20 protein-coding genes and 6 pseudogenes are annotated in these 24,483 nt (G+C 54.9%); 12 read left to right on the top strand and 14 right to left on the bottom strand.

Annotated elements, in window-relative coordinates; genetic code table 11:
• Positions 1-7: 7 nt before the first annotated feature.
• The 3 genes from ACX3YD_RS10045 to ACX3YD_RS10035 are packed head-to-tail and all read left to right on the top strand — an operon-like array spanning position 8 to position 3,801.
• Complete coding sequence (locus ACX3YD_RS10045; RefSeq protein ID WP_047530859.1) at positions 8-307, top strand: sarcosine oxidase subunit delta; 300 nt, start codon at positions 8-10, stop codon at positions 305-307.
• Entirely contained in the window at positions 304-3,201 is a 2,898-nt protein-coding gene (locus tag ACX3YD_RS10040) for a 2Fe-2S iron-sulfur cluster-binding protein (protein ID WP_103405588.1), read from the top strand. The genes ACX3YD_RS10045 and ACX3YD_RS10040 overlap by 4 nt, the downstream gene beginning before the upstream one ends.
• A gap of 3 nt (positions 3,202-3,204) precedes the next feature.
• Positions 3,205-3,801 carry a sarcosine oxidase subunit gamma gene (locus ACX3YD_RS10035; protein ID WP_458959840.1) on the top strand — a complete coding sequence of 199 codons (597 nt, stop codon included), beginning with the start codon at positions 3,205-3,207 and terminating at the stop codon, positions 3,799-3,801.
• Positions 3,802-4,326: 525 nt separating this feature from the next.
• Here ACX3YD_RS10035 and ACX3YD_RS10030 read toward each other — a convergent pair.
• The 4 genes from ACX3YD_RS10030 to ACX3YD_RS10015 form a co-directional block, all read right to left on the bottom strand.
• Positions 4,327-4,476 (bottom strand): hypothetical protein, encoded by a 150-nt coding sequence (locus tag ACX3YD_RS10030; protein ID WP_458959839.1) that lies wholly within the window; start codon positions 4,474-4,476, stop codon positions 4,327-4,329.
• A complete protein-coding gene (locus ACX3YD_RS10025; RefSeq protein WP_458959838.1) occupies positions 4,477-4,758 on the bottom strand; it encodes a hypothetical protein in 282 nt (93 codons plus the stop codon).
• A 79-nt stretch (positions 4,759-4,837) separates the two neighbouring features.
• On the bottom strand, positions 4,838-5,230 hold the full coding sequence (locus tag ACX3YD_RS10020) for a LysR substrate-binding domain-containing protein (RefSeq protein WP_458959837.1): 393 nt from the start codon (positions 5,228-5,230) through the stop codon (positions 4,838-4,840).
• A gap of 170 nt (positions 5,231-5,400) precedes the next feature.
• On the bottom strand, positions 5,401-6,282 hold the full coding sequence (locus tag ACX3YD_RS10015) for a LysR family transcriptional regulator (protein WP_103405591.1): 882 nt from the start codon (positions 6,280-6,282) through the stop codon (positions 5,401-5,403).
• A 116-nt stretch (positions 6,283-6,398) separates the two neighbouring features.
• Here ACX3YD_RS10015 and ACX3YD_RS10010 point away from each other — a divergent pair, with 116 nt between their 5' ends.
• The 3 genes from ACX3YD_RS10010 (at position 6,399) to ACX3YD_RS10000 (ending at position 8,537) form a co-directional block, all read left to right on the top strand.
• The gene (locus ACX3YD_RS10010; RefSeq protein WP_458959836.1) at positions 6,399-7,451 is read left to right on the top strand and encodes an SDR family oxidoreductase; all 1,053 of its coding nucleotides are present in this window, start codon (positions 6,399-6,401) and stop codon (positions 7,449-7,451) included.
• Positions 7,452-7,468: 17 nt separating this feature from the next.
• Positions 7,469-8,026, top strand: a complete 558-nt coding sequence (locus ACX3YD_RS10005; protein ID WP_458960402.1) for a histidine phosphatase family protein — start codon at positions 7,469-7,471, stop codon at positions 8,024-8,026.
• Positions 8,027-8,132: 106 nt separating this feature from the next.
• Entirely contained in the window at positions 8,133-8,537 is a 405-nt protein-coding gene (locus ACX3YD_RS10000) for a hypothetical protein (RefSeq protein WP_458959835.1), read from the top strand.
• On the opposite strand, the pseudogene ACX3YD_RS09995 reads toward ACX3YD_RS10000, so the two are convergent.
• Positions 8,475-8,660: pseudogene (locus ACX3YD_RS09995) on the bottom strand (transposase domain-containing protein); the annotation flags it as partial. The gene ACX3YD_RS10000 and the pseudogene ACX3YD_RS09995 sit on opposite strands and share 63 nt — an antisense overlap.
• A gap of 304 nt (positions 8,661-8,964) precedes the next feature.
• On the bottom strand, positions 8,965-9,150 hold the full coding sequence (locus tag ACX3YD_RS09990) for a phage tail assembly chaperone (protein ID WP_458959834.1): 186 nt from the start codon (positions 9,148-9,150) through the stop codon (positions 8,965-8,967).
• Positions 9,151-9,412: 262 nt separating this feature from the next.
• Between ACX3YD_RS09990 and alr the strand changes: the two genes are divergently transcribed.
• A complete protein-coding gene (gene alr / locus ACX3YD_RS09985) occupies positions 9,413-10,642 on the top strand; it encodes an alanine racemase (RefSeq protein ID WP_458959833.1) in 1,230 nt (409 codons plus the stop codon).
• A gap of 1,184 nt (positions 10,643-11,826) precedes the next feature.
• On the opposite strand, the pseudogene ACX3YD_RS09980 reads toward alr, so the two are convergent.
• Positions 11,827-11,991, bottom strand: a pseudogene (locus ACX3YD_RS09980) (transposase); the annotation flags it as partial.
• Positions 11,992-12,087: 96 nt separating this feature from the next.
• Here ACX3YD_RS09980 and ACX3YD_RS09975 point away from each other — a divergent pair.
• The 3 genes and pseudogenes from ACX3YD_RS09975 to ACX3YD_RS09965 all read left to right on the top strand — a co-directional run.
• Positions 12,088-12,294, top strand: a pseudogene (locus tag ACX3YD_RS09975) (integrase); the annotation flags it as partial.
• Between the two features lie 286 nt (positions 12,295-12,580).
• Positions 12,581-14,026, top strand: coding sequence for a tyrosine-type recombinase/integrase (locus tag ACX3YD_RS09970; RefSeq protein WP_458959832.1), 1,446 nt, complete (start codon positions 12,581-12,583; stop codon positions 14,024-14,026).
• A gap of 218 nt (positions 14,027-14,244) precedes the next feature.
• Positions 14,245-15,602, top strand: a pseudogene (locus ACX3YD_RS09965) (transposase).
• Positions 15,603-16,152: 550 nt separating this feature from the next.
• Here ACX3YD_RS09965 and ACX3YD_RS09960 read toward each other — a convergent pair.
• Both ACX3YD_RS09960 and ACX3YD_RS09955 read right to left on the bottom strand, forming a co-directional pair.
• Entirely contained in the window at positions 16,153-16,638 is a 486-nt protein-coding gene (locus ACX3YD_RS09960; protein ID WP_458959831.1) for a hypothetical protein, read from the bottom strand.
• Between the two features lie 64 nt (positions 16,639-16,702).
• Positions 16,703-16,897, bottom strand: a complete 195-nt coding sequence (locus ACX3YD_RS09955) for a hypothetical protein (RefSeq protein WP_458959830.1) — start codon at positions 16,895-16,897, stop codon at positions 16,703-16,705.
• Between the two features lie 970 nt (positions 16,898-17,867).
• On the opposite strand from ACX3YD_RS09955, the pseudogene ACX3YD_RS09950 reads away from it, so the two are divergent.
• Positions 17,868-18,365: pseudogene (locus tag ACX3YD_RS09950) on the top strand (IS5 family transposase); the annotation flags it as partial.
• A 251-nt stretch (positions 18,366-18,616) separates the two neighbouring features.
• Here the strand turns inward: ACX3YD_RS09950 and ACX3YD_RS09945 are convergent.
• The gene (locus ACX3YD_RS09945) at positions 18,617-19,633 is read right to left on the bottom strand and encodes an IS110 family RNA-guided transposase (protein ID WP_458959829.1); all 1,017 of its coding nucleotides are present in this window, start codon (positions 19,631-19,633) and stop codon (positions 18,617-18,619) included.
• 83 nt (positions 19,634-19,716) lie between these two features.
• On the opposite strand from ACX3YD_RS09945, the pseudogene ACX3YD_RS09940 reads away from it, so the two are divergent.
• Positions 19,717-20,195, top strand: a pseudogene (locus tag ACX3YD_RS09940) (IS5 family transposase); the annotation flags it as partial.
• Positions 20,196-20,362: 167 nt separating this feature from the next.
• On the opposite strand, the gene ACX3YD_RS09935 reads toward ACX3YD_RS09940, so the two are convergent.
• The 4 genes from ACX3YD_RS09935 to ACX3YD_RS09920 form a co-directional block, all read right to left on the bottom strand.
• Entirely contained in the window at positions 20,363-21,655 is a 1,293-nt protein-coding gene (locus ACX3YD_RS09935; RefSeq protein WP_458959828.1) for an amidase, read from the bottom strand.
• Positions 21,652-22,836 carry an oxamate carbamoyltransferase subunit AllG family protein gene (locus tag ACX3YD_RS09930; protein WP_458959827.1) on the bottom strand — a complete coding sequence of 395 codons (1,185 nt, stop codon included), beginning with the start codon at positions 22,834-22,836 and terminating at the stop codon, positions 21,652-21,654. Before ACX3YD_RS09930 ends, ACX3YD_RS09935 begins: the two co-directional genes overlap by 4 nt.
• Positions 22,837-22,977: 141 nt before the next feature.
• Complete coding sequence (locus ACX3YD_RS09925; RefSeq protein WP_458959826.1) at positions 22,978-23,589, bottom strand: hypothetical protein; 612 nt, start codon at positions 23,587-23,589, stop codon at positions 22,978-22,980.
• 16 nt (positions 23,590-23,605) lie between these two features.
• Positions 23,606-24,481 (bottom strand): NAD-dependent epimerase/dehydratase family protein, encoded by an 876-nt coding sequence (locus ACX3YD_RS09920; RefSeq protein WP_458959825.1) that lies wholly within the window; start codon positions 24,479-24,481, stop codon positions 23,606-23,608.
• Positions 24,482-24,483 lie beyond the last annotated feature (2 nt).

The raw sequence follows: 24,483 nt of genomic DNA, 5'->3' as shown, positions 1-24,483 counted from the left end.
GCGGACCATGAAAATCATCAATTGCCCGCTCAACGGGCCACGCAACATCAGCGAATTCACTTATGGCGGCGAGTTCAAGCCCATGCCCGATCCCGTCCGCTGCACCGATGCCGAATGGGCGGACTACGTGTTCAACACCGACAACCTCGCTGGAGTGGTACGCGAATGGTGGATGCATACGCCGTCGAGCTACTGGTTTCTGGCGGAGCGTCACACCGTCAGCGATGAAATTCTTCGTACCTTCGACCCCAAAGAACTTTTCACCGCCCGCGTCGACTTCAGCGCCGCCAAGGAGATCGCAGGATGAACCGCCTACCCGCCCCGATGGGCCTGCTGATCGACCGTGATCAGCCGCTGGATTTCAGTTTCGACGGTCATCGCTATCAAGGCCTGCAAGGTGACAGCATCGCCAGCGCCCTGTTGGCCAATGGTCGCTTCCTGATCTCGCGCTCGTTCAAATACCACCGGCCGCGCGGCCCGCTGACCATGGCCGGACAAGACGCCAACAGCCTGGTGCAATTGCCCCAGGAGCCTAATGTGCTGGCCGATGCATACGCGCTGTCGGCCGGCTTGCAGGTCACGGCGCAGAACGTCAACGGCTCGCTGGACAACGACCGTGACGCCTACCTGGGCAAGTTTTCCAAATTCATGCCGGTGGGCTTCTACTACCGCTCCTTCTACAAGCCCAAGGGCATGTGGAAAGTCTGGGAGCCGATCATTCGCAAAAAGGCCGGCCTCGGTGTACTCGACCTGAAGTTCCAGCCCGAGTACTACGACAAGGCGTACCTGTTCACCGACATTGCCGTAATCGGTGCCGGGCCAGCCGGGCTGCAGGCGGCGCTGACAGCGGCCAATGCCGGGGCGAAGGTGTTGCTCATCGAACAACAACCGATTCTCGGAGGGTCGTTGACCTATGCCCGTTTCGATATCGAAGGCAAAAGAGCCACAGACCTGCGTCGCGAGCTACTGTCTGCGGTGGAGCAACACGCCAATATCCGGATCCTGACCGACGCGACCTGCAATGCCTGGTTCACCGACAACTACCTGCCGGTCATCCAGGGCAAGCGCATGTACAAGGTGCGTGCCCGCCAATGCCTGGTGTGCAGCGGCGCGTTCGACCAGCCGGTGGTGTTTCGCAACAACGATTTGCCGGGCGTGATGCTGACCAGCGCTGCGCAACGCTTGATGAAGTTGTATGCGGTCAAGCCGGGCAAGCGCGCGGTGGTGCTGACGGGTAATGATGACGGTTACCTCGCCGCTTTGGATCTATACGATCAGGGCGTGGAAGTCGCTGCCGTGGTGGACTTGCGTCATGGTCCCGGCGATGAGTCCATGCTGCAGGCACTGGCCCAGCGCAAGATCCCTTGCCAGCGCAACAGCACCGTGTATGAAGCGCTGCACGAGAAAGGCATGCGTCATATCAACGGCGTCGTGGTGCGCAAGATCACCGCCCAGGGTCAGGTCGCAGAAAGCGGACAACGCCTGGATTGCGACTTGCTGTGCATGTCCGCCGGTTACATGCCGGTCTATCAATTGCTCTGTCAGGCGGGCGGCAAACTCGCCTACGACGATCAGCGCGCCGAATTCACCCTCAGTGGCCTGCCGCAAAACCTCGCGGTTGCAGGCTCGGTCAATGGTCGCCACCGCCTGGACAACGTGATCGCCGATGGCGTGAATGCCGGCGCTGATGCCGCGCTCGCGCTAGGGCTGGCAGTCAGCGCACAACGTGCACCCTTGGGCAGCGAGGTTCGGGTCAACTTCAACTGGCCGATCTTCCCTCACCCCAAGGGCAAGGACTTCGTCGACTTCGACGAGGACCTGCAAGTGGCGGACATCGTCAATGCCACGCGGATTGGCTATCGCGATGTGCAACTGGTCAAGCGTTACTCCACCGTGGGCATGGGCCCCTCCCAGGGACGTCACTCGGCGCTGCCAACCGCGCGGTTGGTCGCCTGGGCAACCCAACGCAACATCAGCGAAACCGGAGTCACCACGGCACGCCCACCGTTTGTGGCGGAAAAGCTGGCGCACGTAGCCGGTCGAGCGTTCGATCCGTACCGGCAAACACCGATGCACGCCCGGCATGTACAAGCCGGGGCGAAGATGATGCCCGCCGGGATCTGGCAGCGGCCGGCCTACTATGGCACTGCCAGGGATCGCGACGCCTGTATGCAGGCCGAAGCACTGCATGTGCGCAACAAGGTCGGGATTATCGATGTGTCGACGCTGGGCGGTCTCGACGTGCGAGGCCCGGACGCCGCCGAACTGCTCAACCGCATGTACACCTTTGCCTTCCTCAAGCAGCCGGTCGGCCGCTCGCGCTATGCGCTGATGACCAATGAGCATGGGGTCGTGATCGATGACGGTGTGTGCGCTCGTTTCGCCGAGAACCATTTCTACGTCACCGCCACCACCAGCGGCGTCGACCGCATCTATCAGCAAATGCTCAAGTGGAACGCACAATGGCGCCTGGACGTGGACGTCGCCAACGTCACCGCGGCCATTTGCGCGGTCAATGTTGCCGGTCCGGATTCACGCCGGGTGCTGGAGAAAGTCTGTACCGATCTGGATCTGAGCGCCGAAGCGTTCCCTTATCTGGGCGTCCGCCAGGGTACGGTTGCCGGTATCAAGGCCAGGTTATTGCGGGTCGGGTTCGTCGGTGAACTGGGTTATGAAATCCATGTACCCGCGCGCCACGGGCTTAAACTCTGGGACGCGCTGATCGAGGCTGGAAAAGCACACGACATCCGTCCCTTCGGCGTCGAAACCCAACGTCTGCTGCGCCTGGAAAAAGGCCATGTGATCATCAGCCAGGACACCGATGGCATGACCCATCCGGCAGAAATCGACATGGGCTGGGCGGTCAGTCGCAACAAGCCATTTTTCGTCGGCCGGCGCTCGGTGGATATCCTCGAAGCCCAACCACTGAAACGCAAACTGGTGGGTTTCAGCCTGCCCAAAGACAGCCTGCAACCGCTGGAAGGCCATCTGGTGCTTAACGGCCCGGAGATCAGCGGCAACGTCACCTCCTGCGAATATTCCGCAAGCCTGGGCAAGATCATCGGCCTGGCTTACGCCGGCATCGACCAAAGCACGCCGGGGCAGCGCATTCCAATCCGCGTCGAGGGTGGCATCGTGGTCCAGGCCGAGGTGGTGCAGTTACCCTTCTTCGATCCCGACAACCAACGCCAGGAGCTTTGAGTCATGACCAGTCTGAGAGAACAACACAGCATCACCCGGCAAGCCCTGACGCCGTTGCCGGGGTGCCGCCTGGCCGACTTGACCGACCTGCCCCGGGTCGGTTTCCGCGGCGCCCACAGTGCCGAGTACCTGCGCAGCCGCCGCTTCGTCCTGCCCGATGCGCCCAACCGCGCGGTGATTCAAGCCGATGGCAGTCAGGTAGCGCGCCTGTCCCAGACCGAGTACCTACTGCTGGGCAGTCCCGAGGATCAGGGCCAACGCATCGCCGACGAAGAAGCCCGGTGGGAACTGGACCACCAGGCCAACTATCTGCTGCCGCGTCAGGACAGCCACGCCTGCTTTCAACTGACGGGCGAACACCTGAGCGAGGTGATGGCCAAACTCTGCGGCGTCGACTTGAGCCCGCAGGCGTTCGGCCCGGGTACAGTGGCGCAAACCTCTGCGGCACGGATCAACGTGATCGTGATCAACTCAAGTACGGCGCAGCTGGCAAGCTTGCACATCCTCTGCGATCGGGCGTCAAAGGTGTATTTCCGAGAGGCGTTGCTGGATGCCATGCAGGAGTTTTCCGGGCTGGCAATGGATGGGACGACCGTCTGACGCTTTAGCACAACGTTCTGGCGGCGAACTGGGACTTCATCATTTAACGTCTCGTCCAAAAACGGATGCACTGTCATAGCGTGCCATTTGCATCAGGTGGCAGTGACATCCGCTCAACGTGAAACGCTAAGCTGTCGACTCAACCGGTCGATGCAATAGATTGGACGACCCAAGGTCTGCCGCGCCCAGTTTGCAGGTGAAGCTCATCAGGGCGTCCCAATGGCCTTGGGTGACGCGCGCATTCTTTTCTTCAGGCGAAAAAAACCGCACTTGGCGGGCTTTCTTCAAAGATTGAAGCTATCCAAAAATACTGAAATCAATGGACTGATCGTGACTCTTATTAGTTAGCCTGCTATCTTGTTTTCACATTCCGCCATGTTGAGATGCTTGAAGGGATGAGAAGCCCTGGCGACCACGAATCGCCGGGGCTTCGTTTTTTCCATCTCCAGACGAATAAAACCCCGAACGGGTCGGGGTCTTGGTATTCGTTGGCGCGCTGGTGCCTGGCCGTGGTGACAAAGCGGCTCATAGGGGCCACCCCTGTTCGGGCTTTTCGGCGGTGATCGAACCGCCGGCCACTGCACCGAGAAGCACAGCCTCCCGATCAAAGCTGACCAGCACAAAGGCACGCACCGTCGAGGCCACGCCGTTGAGCGTTGACTGACCCACACTCACCTATCGAACCTGGATAGGACAATGCGCACTGAACGCCAGCCAAATCGCACTGATATACCTTCCAACCAGGCCCTTTTCGGCAGTTCCGTTAGCGATCGCTTCAGCGACTGACTCAATGTAGTTCCAGTGAACCTCGGCGGGATCACCGACAAACTCCGCCCCGTCGATCGCTGACAAAAAGCTCAATGCCACTTTAGCGCGATGCTCTCTGCTGCCCTCCGCAGTTGCCAACACCTCTACTGCACTGGAAAGCCTGGATAGCGTATCGCTGGAAATCGTCACTCTGCCTCCTATACCCGGATCACCTTGAGCCGGCCGAACGCAAATACCCCACTTCAACGAATCACGCCAGCGGCGAAGATCAGTTGAAGCCAAGGGTCCGAAGAATCAACAGAGCGTCATCGCGCGATTCAACCTTTCCCTTACGGCACCGACCAAGTGCGACTCGCCAGGACGAGTGGCAACAGACTGAACTCAACTTCCGGCAATACCGGCAAATGTTGCGCCGACCGGCAGACCTCCGCCCGTCGAGAATTCGCATTGAAAGGCCGATGTCGAATTCACCTGAATCCGCCCCGCTCTCGATTTGCATGCTGTTGCGTACCGAAACATGCCAGCGAAGGTGCGGATAGCGTACTCGCAGTTTCTTCAAGAGGTCGGCGATCGAGCTGGGCAGAAAGTAGTCGGTGATGGCGAGCCGCAACTCGCCGACAAAGGCCACGCCACGCACGCTTTCAAGGGCACGATCACTCAAGGCAAGCATGTCTCGTGTATGGACCAATAAGCGTTCGCCAGCCGGTGTCGGCCTTACGCTTTTTTACCCCGTTCCAGCAACGTAACCCCGGTGAAGGCCTGGAGCTTGCGCAATGGCTCGCTTAACGCCGATTGCGACCGACATAGCTTAGGGGCGCATGCGCGCCACCTTTAATTTTCGACGTTTTCAACGCAGAGGCCTTCGAGCAATACCTGCTCCAGGATGTCAAAGAAGCATCTGATGTGCGCCTGTTTCAACGCCTGAGGCCGGGTTACCAGATAGACCTCCATCTCTGGGAGTTCAAGCTCAGGGAACAACTCAGTCAGGTCCTTCGCCAGAATACGCGGCAATACAGCCACGCCCATACCTTGCCTCACCGACTCCAGTTGTACGGCGAACGAGTTCACGCGGATGTGTGCACGGTCCAGACCCGCAGCCTTTGCGGCACGCATTTGAGGCAACATATCCAGCGGAGGAAGCAAGGCGATGTTGACCGCTGTTGCCGGGGTCACCTCTGGAGATCGCTTCAGGTACCCTGCATCAGCGAAGACGCCGTAGGCGAGCTTGCCTATGGGTCGATAAATCAGCGATGGCTCGCCCAGATGCGCTGTGCGTATAGCGATATCCGCCACACCGCGAACGATCTTGTGAAAGTCGGCGGTGACCAGTAACTCCACGGAGCAGCGCGGATGCAGGGAAGTAAAACGACTAGCGGCCTCCAACACACAAGAAGAAAACCCCTCACCGGCACTGACCAGGACACTGCCATATAGCTCTGCGCGCTCCCCGGACAGGTCCGCCGTTGTTTGACGCCTCAAGCCCGCTTCCGCAGCCAGTGCGACTTCCACCAGGGATTGGCCCCGCGAGGTCAACCAGCAGCCTTCAACGCCTCGCTCAACGAGCGGCTCACCCAGGGCAGCTTCCAGTTGGGTCAGGCGACGGGACACGGTGGACGCCGCGATACCTAGCAGTTGGCCAGCTTGAAGAAAACTGCCACGCCGCGAGACTGCCAACAGCAGACGAAGATCATCCCAATTTGCCTGCAACGCCATACCTCCCACCCTCCTTGGTCTGCATATATGCAAAACCATTATGCAGTAGTCGCTGTTTTTCAGGACCGGCCTCAACGGTATATCTACAGGCCTTCGAAACGACTGGAATGGAATGTATGACTACGGGTCCCACGCGCAACGCATTCGTCACTGGCGCAACCGGCTTGCTGGGAAACAACCTGGTGCGGGAACTGGACGCACGTGGCTACGCCGTCAAAGCTCTCGTCCGTTCAAGAGACAAAGGCGAGCAGCAGTTCAACGACCTCCCGAGTGTGGAACTGGTCGTGGGTGACATGGCCGATATCGACGCGTTCGCATCGGCGCTGCAAGGCTGCGATACCGTGTTTCATACGGCGGCGTTCTTTCGCGATAACTACAAGGGTGGTCGCCACTGGGAAGAACTCGAAAAGATCAATGTCGCCGGTACGCGAGAGTTGCTTCACCAGGCCTACCGCGCGGGGATACGCCGTTTTATCCATACCTCTTCGATTGCCGTGCTCGACGGGGAACCCGGCACCTCTATCGATGAGACATGTCTGCGGTCCGAAGCCGATGCGGATGACTACTACCGCAGCAAGATCCTCGCTGACCGTGTTGTCTTGACGTTTCTTGAAACCCATCCTCAAATGCATGCCTGCATGGTTCTGCCCGGCTGGATGTGGGGACCTGGCGATATGGGCCCGACCTCTTCGGGACAATTGGTCAAGGATGTCGTCAACGGCAAGTTGCCCGGGCTGATTCCCGGCACCTTCTCGGTGGTCGATGCCCGTGATGTGGCATGGGCTCAGATTGCCGCGGCCAAACATGGACGACGAGGAGAACGCTATCTCGCGGCAGGTCGGAACTTAACCATGCGCCAGTTGGTACCGGTCCTGGGCCGTATAGCGGGCGTCAAAACCCCTATCAGGCAACTGCCACGGCCCGCACTATACCTCTTGGCGGCGGTGCAGGAAGTCTACGCGCGCCTTACCGGCAAGCCTGTTTTGCTGAGCATGGCGACATTGCGCCTATTGATACGAGAGGAGCACCGTACCTGTTTTAACCACCATAAGAGTGAACAAGATCTCGGCCTGAGTTTTCGAGTGCTGGAGCAGACCATTTTTGACACTGTGGCGTGGTATCGGCTACATGGCTGGTTTAAGAATAACGAGGACAAAAACAAACTGTGAGCAAGACAATAATCCTGATGCGTCACGGCCAGCCAAATATGGCTACGACCGAAAAAATCTCAATGCGCGAGATGAGAGACTGGATCGAGCAATACAACCGATCCGAAATCATCCGCCATTCCGCTCCGGACGCCAGCCTGCGACTCGCCGCAGCCGCCACCATGATTGTTTCAAGCAGCGCGCCTCGTGCGCTGACCTCTGTCGAGGTGCTCGGGCTGAAGCCTGCTGTCGTCGACGCGCTTTTCTGCGAAGCACAACTGCCTAATGGTCGTTGGAGATTTCCCCGACTATCGCCGTTTTCTTGGGCATTTATCTTTCGAGTCTTATGGCTGTGCGGTTATTCGAGCGGCGTCGAATCCTTCGGCGCCGCGAGGCGGCGCGCCAGCGCGGCAACTCAACGACTGCAGTCCCTTGCCTGTGAAGGGCCGGTTCTGCTAGTCGGTCATGGCGTTATGAATCGAATGATTTCCCAACGACTGCTGGCAAACGGGTGGACTCGCCAACGACGTAACGGCAGCCGATATTGGAGTGCTTCGGTATATCAATATGATGATGTACAAACGGAGATCGGCTGATCGTACGCCCCCGACGCATTCACCCAGGCGTACTGACGCAAGGCATTGCTGTCGACGTTGGTTGATCCCCCTATCATAGGATCACTTCACCAGAGCAGACCAAGCTATGCCAAGGTTGTCATTCGCTATCCGAGCTTTGTTCGCCTGTTGCCTTTTGATCGCAACCGCCAATCACATCCGAGCAGATTTTCAGCATGGGTTGTTCTGGGACTACGGCTATGGGAACAGCGCGTACTGGGCTAGCCGTGTTTTCTGGGGGGCACTGACTTTTTTTGACCCGCTGGCGGTACTGCTCCTTTTCAAAAAACCACGGATAGGAATAATCCTCACCGCAGCAATTATTTTGGCTGACGTGGCCCATAACACCTATTACGTCGCACTGAAACAGCAGTGGCTGGAGCCTTTCTATCTGTCGCAAGTGGCGTTTCTTATTGCGGTGCTTCTACTCTCACCTATTGCCTGGAGACGCACCATTCGCTGCGTAGCACTCGCTAATCCGGTTCGATGGTGAAGCACTCCAATGATGGGACCGAAGCTCCCCGACTTCACTTGCTCGCTGCGTCGGCAGCCGCGTCAGCACATCCTTCAGATAAGTATATGGATCGTGCCCATTGATGCGCGCCGACTGGATCAGGCGGCAGCGCGCTACTACCCCGTAGTAGCTTGGTGGCTCCCGTTGCTGAGAGATAGTCAAAAATGCCCTCGAGTATGCAGACAATCCCCTGTACGCCAAGGCCAATGGAGTTGCTGCCACCTATGCGATTTTCGCTCTCATTGAAACGCTTCGACGCTCCAATGCGCTCGACGCTTCGCTGTTCGCGCAGGTTATGCAAGAGATTGGCCCTGATTTAAGCACTGAACCTGAGCCGGGTTATGAAGAACAGATCCACGTGATGTTGAAACATTACCTAAAAGCGGCAGGCTCGATATCGCAATAACTATTCGGGCTCATTCATCACTTGGCAGTGAATACCGTCCATCTTCATCAATGCCCGGACCTCTTCCGGCTCGATCTGCCGATGCATCATCCGCGTCCAGGCGTCCATTTCCTGCCAGGTCAGCGGATCGCTGGTGCGTTTGAGCTCCCAGTACAAGCCGGCCAGATAGCCCATGTCCTCGGGCATGGCCGGAATATCCAGCTCCCGAAGTTTGTGCTTGGTCAGCCATCAATGCGCCGTTGATTTTGGTTTCAGACATCTGATCTACACTCAAAATGGTCTTGGCGGCAAATCGCCTGATGCCATCGCATAGGGCCCAGGTGAGCGCGAACAAATTCCTTACATGTTTTTACATCTTTGAACCCAGCGTACAACGGTAACTTACACAGCCTTCCAATAATCGGTACCGGAATAATAAAAAAAACACCGATTACATGGAGAGTTTCAAATGCCCTTTACCCGTACTGCTCTAGCGTTGTCTCTCGGCCTGATCTTTTTGCAGAGCCAGGTCCAAGCGGCGCCACCACTGTCACTCACAAACGGCAATACCGAGCTGACGGCTCAAATCAGTAATGCCTGGATTGAAATCAACAAGGCCGCGCTCGAGCACAACATCCAAACCCTGCAAGCCGAACTGGCTGGCAAGTCGAAACTCTGCGCGGTACTGAAGGCCGACGCTTATGGTCATGGCATAGGGTTGGTGATGCCGTCGGTGATTGCGCTGGGTGTACCCTGTGTGGCGGTCGCCAGTAATGAAGAGGCGCGAGTGGTTCGAGAAAGCGGATTTAAAGGTCAGTTGATCCGTGTTCGCACCGCCTCCCTGGGGGAGCTCGAAAATGCTCTGCAGTACAACGTCGAAGAACTGGTTGGCAATCTCGATTTCGCCCGCCAAGCGGCCGATCTTGCACATAAACATGGTCGAAAATTGCAGGTGCACATCGGCCTCAACTCAAGCGGCATGAGCCGTAACGGCATTGAAATGGCCACCCAGCTGGGTAAACAAGACGCGCTAGCGATCACCAAACTGCCAAATATCGAAGTGGTAGCGATCATGACCCACTTCGCCGTGGAGGATAAGGACGATGTGCGTAAAGGGCTGGCTACCTTCAATGAGCAAGCCGCCTGGCTGATGGATGTCGCGCAACTCGACCGCAGCAAGATAACCCTGCACGCAGCTAACTCCTTCGCCACCCTGGAAGTACCCGAGTCGCGCCTGGACATGGTGCGCACGGGCGGCGCGTTGTTTGGCGATACCGTCCTCTCGCGTACTGAGTATCAACGCGTGATGCAGTTCAAGTCGCATGTGGCCTCGGTCAATAGCTACCCTGCCGGGAACACAGTGGGTTACGACCGCACGTTCACCCTGAGTCGTGATTCAAAGCTGGCCAACATCACGGTCGGTTACTCCGATGGATATCGCCGTGTGTTCACCAATAAAGGCGTGGTGTTGATCAATGGTCATCGTGTGCCAGTGGTGGGCAAGGTTTCGATGAACACAGTGATGGTTGATGTCACGGAGGCACCCGACGTCAAGGCGGGTGATGAAGTGGTGTTATTTGGCAAACAAGGCGCAAGCGAAGTCAGCCAGGCTGAAGTCGAAGAGATCAACGGTGCGCTACTGGCCGACCTCTACACCGTCTGGGGCAGTGCCAACCCGAAAATCCTGGTCGAGAAGTAATCCCGCCAATATCGTAAAGCAGAGGGCGCGCTCATTAGCGTACAGCTTTGAAGAGCGCTGACAGCTCCAATGCCCAACAGGGTCCGACAGGAGAAAACTCGCTTTTCTCTTGTCGGAGGGTAACCATCATGCCTTTTCCCCCGCTGACTCAACGCGACACCGGCAACGGATAAACCACGTTGCCCGCATTCTTGCGACCTGCCGCGGATTACTGATTCGCCTCATTCAGGTTCCGGCGCATCTCGGCCCACTTGAACCAGGCGCGCGCCAGAAAGATCAGCCCACTGATGGCGATCAGGCCTACGCGTCGTATCCCCAGCCAGCACACGACGAAGGCGCCGCCGCAGATGCTCGAGGCCGTGTTGGTTCATTGGGCAGCGTCATCACCATGACCACGACAGCCGCCGATACCGCAACGAAGCCAAAGGCCTTCCAGCAGGACCCTCTTGGCTTTTCGTTGTTCGAAAGAGTCATATAAAGAACGTTACATTTTTGACACGCTGCCTGACACCCATTAAAAAATAAAATAACTGACTTTTGAGTCAACTCAGAGAAACAGGATCATATTTTAAATAGGGAAACCAAATTCCCTTTTTAAAAAGGTGAGCAAATTGGAATATAAAGATCAAAACGATTCGCGAGACAAACCAGGTTTCAATGCAGTGTTCACCTCTGACAATAAGATCATCAGTGTATCTGAGTATATTGAAACGTTTTTAATAACAAGAGGTTATGAGACGACGCACCAAAATAGACTCAAGATCGCAGACAGCCTCAGTCACGTGCCTATGCGCGAACGCCATTCAGTGTCTGAGCTAGACCACTGGCTTGATTCACAATTCAAAAGCTGACTACAACGAATACGGCTCAAGTGAAAAAATCAAGGAGATCATTAGTCACGAATTCAAATGGATTGAATGCTGATTCTTGATACGCGCAAGTTTGCAATTGCAGGCCAGTCGGTACTGCTCGCCCCAAAAAAGGCCCGGACATGTGCCGGGCATTTTATATCGTCAAGCTTCGGATTAGGGGTTCGGCAACTTGGCCACAGCTCCATCACGCAAAAAGTACCACCCGGCAGGCAATGTGTTCGTCGAGCACTTTCCTTCCTGGCACGGCAGCTTCGGCATAGCCCGCGTGACTACAGCCGCATGAAGGAACCTCACCGGGGCCGGCGACTTGATGGCCTGTTTCTCGGTTTTGTCAGGCGTCACGGCTTTGACCCATTTGTATAGGCTGTGGGTTGAAACGCCGAGGCGCTCGGCTGTTTCCGCAACGGAGTATCCGCGCTCAATGACTTGCCTGACGGCCTCTGCCTTGAATTCCGGCGTGAATCGTTGGGTGCTCATAAACTTCCTCCTATGCTCAAATCATAGGCTGGAGATGTCTACGGTGCCGGGGGCAGTCCACAGGGAAGACCGATATGCCTAGAAAACCCGGGGCGATTCACAGGATGGAAGGAAGAAGAGATGCCTGGCTTCCACGAAGTGCGAGCGTTATCACTGCACCTATACAAGAAAGCCGGAAAGGACGGTCAGAAAATCGCAGGTCATGCGAGCGAGGGCATGACCAAAAACTACCAGCGCGACCACGAAGAAATCATCTGGTCAGAGGCGATTCCGGACCTGAATATCAGCGAAATCACCGGATAGTTTTGCGCCAGTTTTGCGCGGACACAAAAAAGCCGATCTAAGTGATCGGCTTAAGTGCCTGATTTTAATCAGTAAATATGGTCGGGACGGAGTGATTCGAACACTCGACCCCTAGCACCCCATGCCATTAACTTATGGTTCTCACTGGACGTCCAGAAACACCGACAGACCGCTTAAAGCCAGCTATTTAAAGGTTAAATACTAGAAACTTTGTCTATCAACCCTCATAAACGCCCAGCATTAGCTACCATTTCTGTTTACCCCTTTGTTTACCCCTGAGATCGATATGACCAGATACCCCAAAGCAGGCAAAGGTGGAGAGTGGAAAGTAAAAGAACTGCAAGTCATCCCTGCTGATTGGAAAGGCGACACTATTAGCGACGGGGGCGGACTATCTGGAGAGATTCGCATCAATGCGGACGGCTCAATCAGCATCCGCTTTAAATACGCATTTCGCTGGAACGGCAAGGTAGCGTGGCATCAATGCGGAACATTCCCTAGCTCCGGGATAGCCAGCATCCGCAGCGAACGTGACTGGGCACGCCAGAGGGTGGCCGCAGGCATCAATCCCAGCGACGAGAAGAAGGCTAACCGGATTAAAGAGCAGGCAACCAACAAGGCCATCATTGCCGAAGCTGAACGCAAGGCCACCGAAAATTTGACAGTAGCCGACCTCTTCGACGAGTGGCTAAAGGATGGTGTAGCCCGTCAGGACGGCAATGCAGAGTTGAGGCGCAGCTTTGGTAAGAACGTGCTGCCCTTCATCGGCAAGAAAGCTCTGCGAGATTTGACCGAGAAGGATTTGCTCGCAGTGCTACGAACATTACGAGCACGCGGCCTGAACCGGGGCGTGGTCATCCTGAACAATGATATGGGTCAAATGCTGCGCTGGGCGGAAAAGCGAAAGCCCTGGCGCGTCTTAATGATTGACGGAAACCCAGCCGAACTGGTGGAAGTCGAAAAGCTGCTCGACTACGCCTACCAGGAACAGCGTGATCGGGTTCTGTCTGCGGATGAAATCAGGGAGTTGCGCGACATTTTCGAGAGCATGGAGCGCGACTATGCCGTCCTGCCAGCCGGCCAAAAATATTCCGGCGTGCGTCCCTTGGAACGAAAAGCCCAGCTCGCATTGTGGATATGCCTGAGTACCCTCTGCCGCATCGGTGAATTGCTAAAAAGTGAGTGGCAACACGTCGATCTAGAAAATGGAACGTGGCTTCTCCCAGCCGAAAACACCAAAGGTCACCGAGGCAAGCGGCAAGACCATCATGTCTTTCTTTCTGCGTTCGCCCTGCGTCAGTTCAAGGAACTGAATACCCTGACAGGCGAGTCCCCGTACCTGTTCCCCGCCACCAAAAACATCGGCCATGTTGATCTCAAAAGCATATCCAAACGTGTGGGCGACCGGCAAGAGAAATTCAAGAACCGTAGTAAGCCCCTATCTGGCCGCCGCCATGACAACACGCTGGTGTTGAACCATGGTACCAAAGGTGGATGGACACCACACGACTTGCGCCGCACGGGCGCGACGATGATGCAGGAACTTGGCGTCACCTTGGAAATTATCGACCGCTGCCAAAATCATCTATTAGGCGGATCCAAAGTACGCCGCCATTACTTGCACCATGACTACGCCAACGAAAAGCGTAACGCCTGGCGCTTACTAGGGGAACGCTTGGAAAAGTTGACCAATCCCGATGCCGAGGAAGTGGTGCCAATTAAACACGTTTGACCGAATATTTGGCACAAGTCAGCCTTGAGAAGGCCAATCTAATTCGAATGAAAGGTCGGATTATTCTGGTACTGTGAGCCGCAGAGCCCCATATCGATCAACAACTTGGAATCAATAGCACTCTCAGTCAGCATCCAATAGCCGATTCTGTTGAAAAAGTTGTTCCCCAGTCTGGCCTGCGGCAAAATCTCTGCATTGGCCGGCGGGGATCGCACAGCATGATGGAACAGTTATCGAGTGGGCACGAGCGACTTTTTTACTCGTTCAACCTCGAAGATCACATCCCAGCCAATCACCTTCTGCGCCGCATTGATCGGTGTCTCGATCTGAGCGACCTGCGCGCCCTTACCTCGCCGATTTTTATAGCCCGATCGGGCGTCCATCGGTTGATCCGGAACTGATGATTCGCATGCTGATCGTGGGCTATTGCTCGGGCATTCGCTCCGAGCGGCGTTGTGCGAAGAGACCCATTTGAACCTGGCTTATCGCTGGTTCTGCCGGTTGAGCCTTGAAGATGAAGTCCTAATCACTCGACCTTTTCCAAGAACCGACACGGCCGTTTTCGGGACAGTGATCTCTTTCGCTGGTTGTTCAATGAAGTGCTGCGTCACTGCATAGACGCAGGCCAGGTCAAAGGCGAAGGCTTTGCCGTGGACGCGGATGCGAGTCGGCAGCGCGGCGTACCGGGTGATGAACCGGTCAACTGGAGCGATCCGGCCCTGAGCAGCCGCCCGTTCGTGAGTACCTTGAAGTCCTCGATGAAGAGGCTTTGGCCGAAACGCTACCGAAGCGCCTGTCGCTGACGGATCCTCAGGCCCGCTGGACCGCTGCTCCAGGCGGCCCAGCGTTCTACGATTACTCCACGAATTATCTGATCGATACCGAGCACGGCGTGATCATGGATGTGGAACCCACACCGGCTCATCGAACCGCAGAAATCGAGAGCACCAAGACGATGATCGATCGCGTTGAAGCGCAGTTCCACATCTAGCCGGAGCGCCTCATTGGCGACACCGCTTATGGAACCGCGCCGATGCTGGCCTGGATGGTGGAGGAAAAGGACATCGAGCCGCATGTGCCAGTGTGGGACAAAACCGAGCGCAAGAACGACAGTTTTTCGAGCAACGATTTCCACTGGAATGAAGAGGCTGAGGAATACCGCTGTTCGGCCGGCAATGCGCTACGTAGCGAATTGCGAGCCTTGAAGAACGAGCGTTCGCACGTCACCAAAGCCAACACCATCATCTTCCGATACCGGCAGACCGACTGTGTTGCCTGTCCGATGAAAGCCAAATACTGCCCGAATACTGCGCTCCGCAAGATCGCTCGCAGCGTCCATGAAGCCGCGCGTGATGTGGCTCGGCGAATCGCAGCGACACCTGCGTACGTGCGCTCCCGTCACGAGCGTAAAAAAGTCGAAATGTTGTTTGCCCACCTCAAACGCATCCTGATATTGGATCGCCTGAGACTACGTGGCATGAGTGGCGCGACCGATGAATTCACGCTGGGCGCTGCGGTGCAGAACCTGCGACGGCTGGCCAAATTTACTTCTCAAGGTCCACCGGTCACAGGATAGGTGCGCCTGCGCGAAGCAAAAACCTCAAATTAACCCAATAACAGAGCAGCAACGGTCAACGAAGGGCCGAGAAACCACTCAATGTGGCGAGTAGGTTCTCCAGTGGTAGCCGTGCCTGAGTTCAGGCGAGCGGAAAATCCGACTTTTTCAACAGAATCGACCCAATATAGATAGTCCGTCCCACCTTCACCGATACTGGTAACGGTTGGCAGGTAGCTGTCAGCGAGGGTGGAACATGCACCTGTAAACTACGAATAAATCGACCCAAACGCATGACGTTTGCTGCTTTAGTTTCGAGTCTACAGGTGCGCTTGCGCTCGATAACGAATACTCAGGGTTCGCCGTCGCACCGGCTCACTACCACCACAGTCGTAACAGCCGAAGGCAACTTCCAGGTGCGCGGCGCCGTGTCAGCGGCGATAGGTAACCCAGTGGCCTTAAAGAAGGAAAAAGCGTCGGCCGGGGGTGAACGAGCGTCGATATGCATTACTTCGGCAATCAAATCCGCGTGCTACCAGCTCTTGTGACCTCCGTATAAAAACCAACAGAATCAGGCGGCCTTGGTCGCCTGAATTTCTTCAAGCGATCGTCTGATCCGGGGCGCGTCGATGACCGCTACCGCATAATCCTCGCAGTACTTGATCGCCGCCGCACGCAGATTCGCGTAGGGGCGCCCTACCCGTGCTGCGGCTGCCCACGCCGGAAGGCCAGCCTTGCGTAGATCAGTGAACTGTCTGGCCTCTTGTTCGGTCACTGGCGCCACCTCTTCCTTTTCAATGGTGCCGCGATTTTTCACGCGCCACCGAAGCGCACCAACCGGTATGCCCAATCGCTCACTGTGCCCGGCCCACGAATCGACGATACCGTTGATTTCCACGGTGCCGCCCTGGATTCGACGCTGCCAATTGAGGCCCAAGTGGCTGATCAGGATATCGAGTTTCCACACCGGAATACTCAACGCTTTCGCTGCCCTGCTCCGGGAGATCTTCTGCCCGTGCAATTCTTGAACGCGGCTTAATAACTCGTCCACTTTCAACTCCTCTCTATCCTGTGCCGGCGCCACGCCAGAAGCTTCTGGGTGCGGGCAGTAACCCAGATATCTACTTTTCAGTGCGCTTGAAGGTCTTGGCCCAGTCGTTCACATGCATGACCCACGGAATCGCGCCCTTGTATCGGGCCATCACATAACCCTCAACAGGGTCACACATCACCCGGCAGGTGGAATCACTATCCAGCCTTACCCATTGCTCGCCTTTTTTCGGCGCATCGATTGGCGCCTCTGAAGCCTTGGCCATCAATCAACTCCTATTCACTTGGGGGAGTGCAGATTCTCACCCAACCATATCCGTGCCACCAGCCGAAATACCACTGGGCATAACTAGTACCCGTGACCAATGTCTCTCCCAGTATTCCAGCTCAGCTATCGGATGCAGCCCATAAATACTGATCTTCACACTCCGCACCCTGAACCGAATGCCGAGCATATTTCCATGTGTGCTCACCCAAGCATCCTGAGCCAAATGAAGTGCTTCTTGATGCCGACCAACGTATGCGTGATGACCAGCTTCAGCCAGGCAGTCGTCTGTAGCCCGGCGCCAGCTAATGTCGCGAGGACCATATTGTTCTAGGACGTGCTCTTCGTGGCTGATTGTCCGCATATTCTTCCCTTCCTTCAGGTCCGCATGTCTTTGAGGAAGCCGCCAGCGGCTTTGATCCTGATCGAGGCCCGAATCAGTGTTGCCTCACCTTCCTGCTCCGGACGAATCAGCCACCGACATTTAGCCCTGGCGCGAGTAATCCCAATGTGCGCAAGCCTGAAAAGCTCGTACTGCTGAATTGTGTCGACGTAGTTTTTCAACATCTTCTGAAATTTTTTCAGCTGCGTTGAAACGATGTTGGTCAGGTTTCGGTTCCTCGATGGTTTCTACTTCGGCGTTTCCCATCCTTCCGTCGATCCTATGCCCCCAGAAAGCAGCTTAGCTACTCATCCTCGTCAGAATTACCCAGGGCCGTAATCAAAGAGCAGATGTAAACGTCAACGTTTGGGATTATGTGAAGACTAAAACTATCTCGCCGAGAAACTGGATCAATACTCTTGCCCCCTGCCACCGGGATCAGACTCAAGCGTCGCTTCGGCTGCGAATCTGCCGAGCTCGGCATTGCGGGCAGAGCATTCGATAGAGCTGAAGGTTTCCCTAGGGAAACATCTGAAGAAGACTTCCTGACTTTGGCAAAATACCCAGACTCCACCCGCCGAGTTTTCCGATGAAGCAAATGACTTTCGCTGATGTCGAGTACTCCGGCAAACGCAAGCAGACCCGTAAAGAGTTGTTCCTGATCGAGATGGATCGGGTGGTGCCGTGGAAGGGTTTGATTACTCTGATCGAGCGGCACTACCCGAAGGGTGATGGTGGTCGTCCGGCCTATCCGCTGATGGCGATGCTACGTGTCCATCTGATGCAAAACTGGTTCGGCTACAGCGTTCCAACGATGGAAGAGGCACTGTACGAGACCACTATTATGCGCCAGTTTGCTGGGCTAAGCCTGGAGCGCATTCCCGACGAAACCACCATCCTCAACTTCCGTCGCCTGCTGGAAAAGCACGAGCTGGCGGCAGGAATTCTGGGCGTGATCAATGGCTACCTGGGTGATCGCGGCCTGTCGCTGCGCCAGGGCACCATCGTCGATGCCACGCTGATTCATGCGCCGAGTTCGACCAAGAACCAGGACGGCAAGCGCGACCCGGAAATGCACCAGGCCAAGAATGTATGGTCAGCCCGCCTCCTGCAACCCAGCTTTGATAAACGGTAAAGCATGCTTGCGCTAATGTATCCGGGCTCATGGTGAGCACAGTGATTATTGCTCGGCCCTTGATGAGAAGTCGCTCCCCACTGTCCTTGATAAAGGCACCAGCTGCAAAAAAGCTATCTTGGTCTTCAGGATTTCAGTCGGGATGTCTGCCGTTTATCGTCATCATCACTGTCGTCGCAAAAGCCGGTAGTCACTCGGTTGGATCAAGCCATTTGTTGAGCGTTGTAGCTCCCGCCTCGGGCTAATACAGCCCAGACGATTCTTGCCATTTTGTTGGCCAGCGCACAGGCGACCTTGTTTGGGGGCTTGCGCGCCAAAAGGTTTCTCACCCAAGCCCCGAGGGCATCGTTTCGCTTGTCAATTCGGATCATCAAGGCGTGAGCGCCTTGCACCAGAAGGCAGCGCAGATACTTGTCGCCGCGCTTGCTGATACCGAGCAAGCTCGTCTTGCCGCCGGTTGAATACTGTCGAGGTACCAACCCGAGTGAGGCGGCAAAGTCGCGTGAGCTTTTGTACGTCGAAGCGTCGCCGACGTCGGCCACCAGCGCGCTCGCGGTGAGAGGGCCGATGCCGGGGATGCTCAACAAGCGCATGCCTGCGGCGTCCTCAGACAATTGCTGCTTGATCTCGACATCAATCGCCTTGATATCTCTCGTCAGGCGTTGAATATCGAGCAGCATTCGCTCAACTGCATTACACAGTCGAATCGGCAGCTCATGGCGCTCCATTAACGCCGGCACCTGTTCCAGAGCAGCATTCCCAATGGGGAAAATGATGCCGAACTCCAGCAGAAAGCCGTGCATCTGGTTGATGATTCGCGTGCGATTATCTACCCAAGACTTTCGCAGCTTGTGCTCAGTCGACAGGATCTGCTGCTCAAGGGTCTTTACCGCAACCGAGCGGGTTCTGGGGCGCGACGCGGCTTCGCAGATGGCCTCTGCATCGATAAAGTCATTCTTGTTACCGGTGACGTAGGCTTTCACATGCTGCGCTGCAATTAACTGCACGCGATGGCCTAAGCCTTCGATCTGCCTAGCCAGCCACTGCGAACCTCCGCAGGACTCCATGGCAATTTTGCAGTTCGGCAACTGCGCCAGATACGGCAATAACTGGCTGCGATTTAGTTTCTTGCGCAAGAGCTGATTTCCTCTGCCGTCCTGGCCATGCAGGTGAAAGGTGTTCTTGCCGATGTCGATACCCAGAAGCGTCACGGTACTCATGAGAGATCCTCCTTCGGTAAAGAGAGAAACACGGTAAGTCTAGACTCACCGGATTTCTCGAACCGGGCTGACCATCTCATTAAGGCAATCAATGGTACTTCGGCATGAAGGCCCATATCGGTGTGGATGACGAGTCGGGCCTGGTGCATAGCGTGGTGGGCACGGCGGCCAATGTGGCCGATGTCACGCAGGTCGATAAGCTGCTGCACGGCGACGAAAACGTGGTCTGTGCCGATGCCGGTTATACCGGAGTGGAGAAACGCCCCGAGCATGAAGGTCGCCAGGTCATCTGGCAGATTGCCGCCCGGCGCAGCACCTACCAGAAATTGGGCAAGCGCAGCGTCCTGTACAAAATCAAGCGCAAGATCGAAAAAGCCAAGGCGCAGGTAAGGGGGAGTCCATCCCATTGTTCCGGGTGATCAAGCACCAGTTCGTTTATGTGAAGACGCGCTTCCGTGGCCTGGCCAAGAACACGGCACAGCTGGTGACGCTGTTTGCGCTGTCGAATCTGTGGATAGCCCGTCGACATTTACTGAGCAATGCAGTAGAGGTGCGCCTGTAATGTGGGGAATAGCCGCCGCGAGGTGCTCGCAGCGGCTAAAAAAACAGGAATGAGTGAGTGATCTGAGCGTTTTGGATCGACTCGCCACGTTCAAAATCGGCGGTGACCGAAGTCAGCCAGAAACACATGGCTACTTCAGACCATCCCAAGCAGTGCCGTAGTTGGACTCACCCAAGTTTAAGAATTCCTTCAGCCCAGCAGGCCAGATCAATCAATATGTCATCCTGACGAGCTTTACCAACTAGCTGAACGCCCAACGGCATACCGTCGTCATCTACCTGCCCTGGCAGCGTAATAACCGGCAAGCCCAGTGCCTGCCATGGTCTGCTCATATGGGGCTGCCCTGTGCTTTCAAGACCTTTGGGGGCTACACCCGGCGCTGCGGGCGCCAGAATGGCATCGAAGCCAGAATGATGTGTCCACAACCAATGACCAATCTTATGGACGGATTCCAGTGCACTCAAATATTCGGCATGGTTGAGCGTCTGCCCCAACAACATCAAATCACGGAACTGAGGGCTGACTTTATCCAGCTGCTGCGCTTCCTCATTCAGATTACGAAACGCCTCATAAGCCAAAATCTTATGGTGATAAATTACAAGCTGCTTCAGCAGATCACAGCTATCCAGCTCTTCGGTTTCAACACCTTGATCTTGAATAGCCTGAGTCATGCGAATCATCGCATCTACCATTGCCGGATCGGTATCACCTACATTCGCTCCTGGGCAGATCAGGATACGGCGTGGCTTATGCAATGTTGGTGCTATCTGAGCACGATTCAGCAGCACCGATCGCAACAGTCCGATATCTTCAACCGAACGAGCCAATAAACCTAACGAATCCAAAGATTGCGCCAAGGGCTGTACGCCACGAAGAGAATATTCGCCGCAAGTGCCGACATAACCCACCACGCCGCAATAGGCAGCAGGCCTGATCACAGAAGCTGCTGTCTGCGACCCAAGCGCAGCTGGAACCATAAAATCTGCTACAGCGGCGGCCGAACCACTTGAGGAACCGCCCGGCGTACGGAGAAAATCTTGGGGGTTTACTGTTTTACCCGCCTTGAAATAAGCAAATTCAGTCGTCACCGTCTTTCCGGGCACGATAGCCCCGGCATTTTGTAAAAGAGTGACACAGGAGGCATCGGCCAGAGGACGGCGTCCAACATGGATTTGTGATCCCATCTCTGTGGGCATAGTGGCCGTATCGATAATATCCTTGATACCAATGGGCAAACCTTTAAGCCTACTCGAGTCATAAAAGTCACGCTTTGCCTCGTACATCTCAAGGTAATGTTCACGCGCCAATAAAAAATGCCAGGCTCCCACCTGCCCTTCCCTGGCCTCAATTTGATCGTAGCAAGCATGAATCAAATCGACTGTGGAAATATCTCCTCGCTGAATGCCGGCCAGAGCTTGGCATAAACTTAGCGTATGCAGTCTTCTATTATAAAAACTCATAAACCCACCTCTCGCATTGCAGAATGGAAGAATGCGACCGGCACATCGACAACCCCACCACCGATCCGACCTACGTCGCCGCGATCATCGATCATTCCGAGCAGCACCATCGGACCACCTTCATTGCCCACAACCTGACGCGCACTCGTCACGCCTCGACGACCGCCGAAACCGTCAATGGGGCCGACCAGTGCTTTATCAGGACGAGTCAGCGCATCTGCCGGCAGGTAAGCACGCAGATTGTCATAAGAAGCTGTAGCCGTATTCAAAACCTGACCACCCAGCCCCATAAAATCGACCACCGCGCTGTCTCCGATAGCTCCGACGGCCGTTCGAGCAGCATGGGCCAACTCAATATCACCCTTCACTTGCGGCGCTAGCATCGTTATCCAACGACCTGGTTTTGATGCAAACTGCACACCAAACTCATACCCATTACCACCGGCGCGGGTAATAAGAGACGAGTTTTCTACTCCTTCCGCTGCAGCCAACATCAGGCTACTGGCAGCCATCCAGATATTCAGGGAAAATGCTGGCGAAGCCTGAAAAAACACTTTGATTTCTTCCGATATTTCATCACCACTTACGTGCACCAACTGTTCAACTACCAGTGCCGATCCTGCAATAGTACGACCATGACAATCATCACCCAGTGCTAAAGCCGCTGAGATAATCGGCAATAAATTAATCGGCTGAACAAGGCGCTTACTCAGCCACTCAGAGAGTGGCCCATTAAGCCAGGTAAGATGGTTTTGCAAAGCCGGATCGAGTTTACCGAGTCGGGTGCAATGCACCATCCCTTCATTTAGCACCGAATATTTGCGGGCATGTGGATTATGACTGTCCGTAATAATCATCAGCATCATTGAGGGTGAGACGACACCTGCCAACGGCACTACAATGTCATGATCCTGAGCTGGTTCGGCGATGATTTCACCATTGAAGATCTTCTCACGTGCCTGAATGTAGTCTTCTGCCCAACCTTCATAAATCGCACCGATACACAGTGAATTCATGACCGGCACAGGGATTTTATCTATCGATGGAAACGGTGGTCCGGCGTGCAATAATAATTTTCGATCATCACTCAATATTTCGTTGACCCGACACATTCCGCTCCACTGAGGATCACATCGGTTCACTTTGGAAAATGCTTTCTGATCGGCAATAATATTCATCATCATCGTTCTCCAGTATCAGAATGCCTATCAAGCATCAGAGGCTCTTGACATTGATAACATTAATCCGGCAGGCAAATTGCCCTATTGAAGCTGTTGAGCACCAGATTAATACAGAAAATTTTATTAACAAATTTCAACGTTTCAGCCTACGCTAACCCAACTTTCGCTATTAGCCATAGACGCTGAGTGTGCCCGACGGCCGAAGAAATCACGCTCGACAGTATTACCGGCGATGGGTAGGCCATTGACTTCAACCACAGCACTACTGGCCGGTTGGAATACACAAAACATTTCATGTTCGCCTGTTTGGGTTTCTTCTGGCGGTAGCACTACAGCAAACGTATCTTGCAGATTATTCCAGACCATGCTCAACGTCGTTTCCTTACTCGGAGAATAAGCAGTTTCAGTTACATGCCTTGGATAATCCGCCTCTGTATTAAACTGTGCATCGGCAATATACTCCAGTCTATCGAGAGCTACAGCAGCGCGGAATAGACCAAAGCGACGAACGAAGTGCTCTATAAGATAACGCGCCAATTTCAGGTTATCAGTCAGACACAGACGAACCGCGCTGTCATCTTCTAGCTGATACGGATTTTCAAGCACCAAAATAGCCTGACCACGACCATAATAAGATGCCGCAATTCGAAAATAAAGAGAGAGTGATGACCAATTACCCTCCGGATCTGTCTTAAGATAGATGAATGGATTATCACCGGTCCAATCGACTGTACCAGCACGAGTAGAGCTCATGATTTATTTCCTTTTATTATGTTTGCGACTGACGATTGGCGTGGGCACGCAGTTCATCGAAGTTTGAAGTAGGCTGCCAGCCGAGAATCTCCTTCGCTTTAGCACTGCTGAAGATTGATGCCCGAGGATTCTCTTGATAGCGTCGTGGTGCTTTAATAATCGGCAGGTCGCCAATAACGTGCTGATACCATTTCAGCGTAGGTTGCGGATGAGAAGTATCATCCGCGCTGAGGAAGAAGGTACCAAAACGCAATCCTTCTACTTTCAAAGCCGCCTCAAAAGCAGTAGCCACATCTTCAGCGGTCACGTAATAGAATAACCAATTGCGTCCTGGCGTATCGACAAATTCAATATATTTGTCCAATGTTTCATTCAACACTACTGCCAGCGGACGCAGACAAATCACATCCATATCTGTGCCGTCGACAAAACTCTTTGCCATCTGCTCCATGACGAGCTTACTGACGCTATAGGCCTGAACCGGTTTGTTTTCGTGACTTTCATCCACTGGCAAAAATTCTGGCTTCCAGTCGGCACGCATCTCAGACAAACCACAGGTGGACACACTGGAGCACAGCACGACTTTTTTTACGCCCATTTCAGAGGCCGCCTGTAACACATGCCAGGTACCTCGGACATTGACATCAACGTAGTGCTCTGGAGCACAGTTCAAGTCATAATCCAACGCTGCCAGATGCACCACTGCATCAGCCCCCTTAAAGGCAGCACGTAGCTGATCCAACTCCAATACATTGGTTTCTACATAGCCAGCATTAATATCACCTGGCACCAAATCTGCAACAATGACTTCATAGTTATTCAACAGCTGACGAACCACGTAGCCACCGACACGTCCGGAACCACCTGTAACAACAACGTACTTAATAGACATAG

The organism is Pseudomonas fluorescens group sp. PF-1, from assembly GCF_054481335.1.
This window is presented reverse-complemented; position numbering and strand designations above follow the sequence as displayed.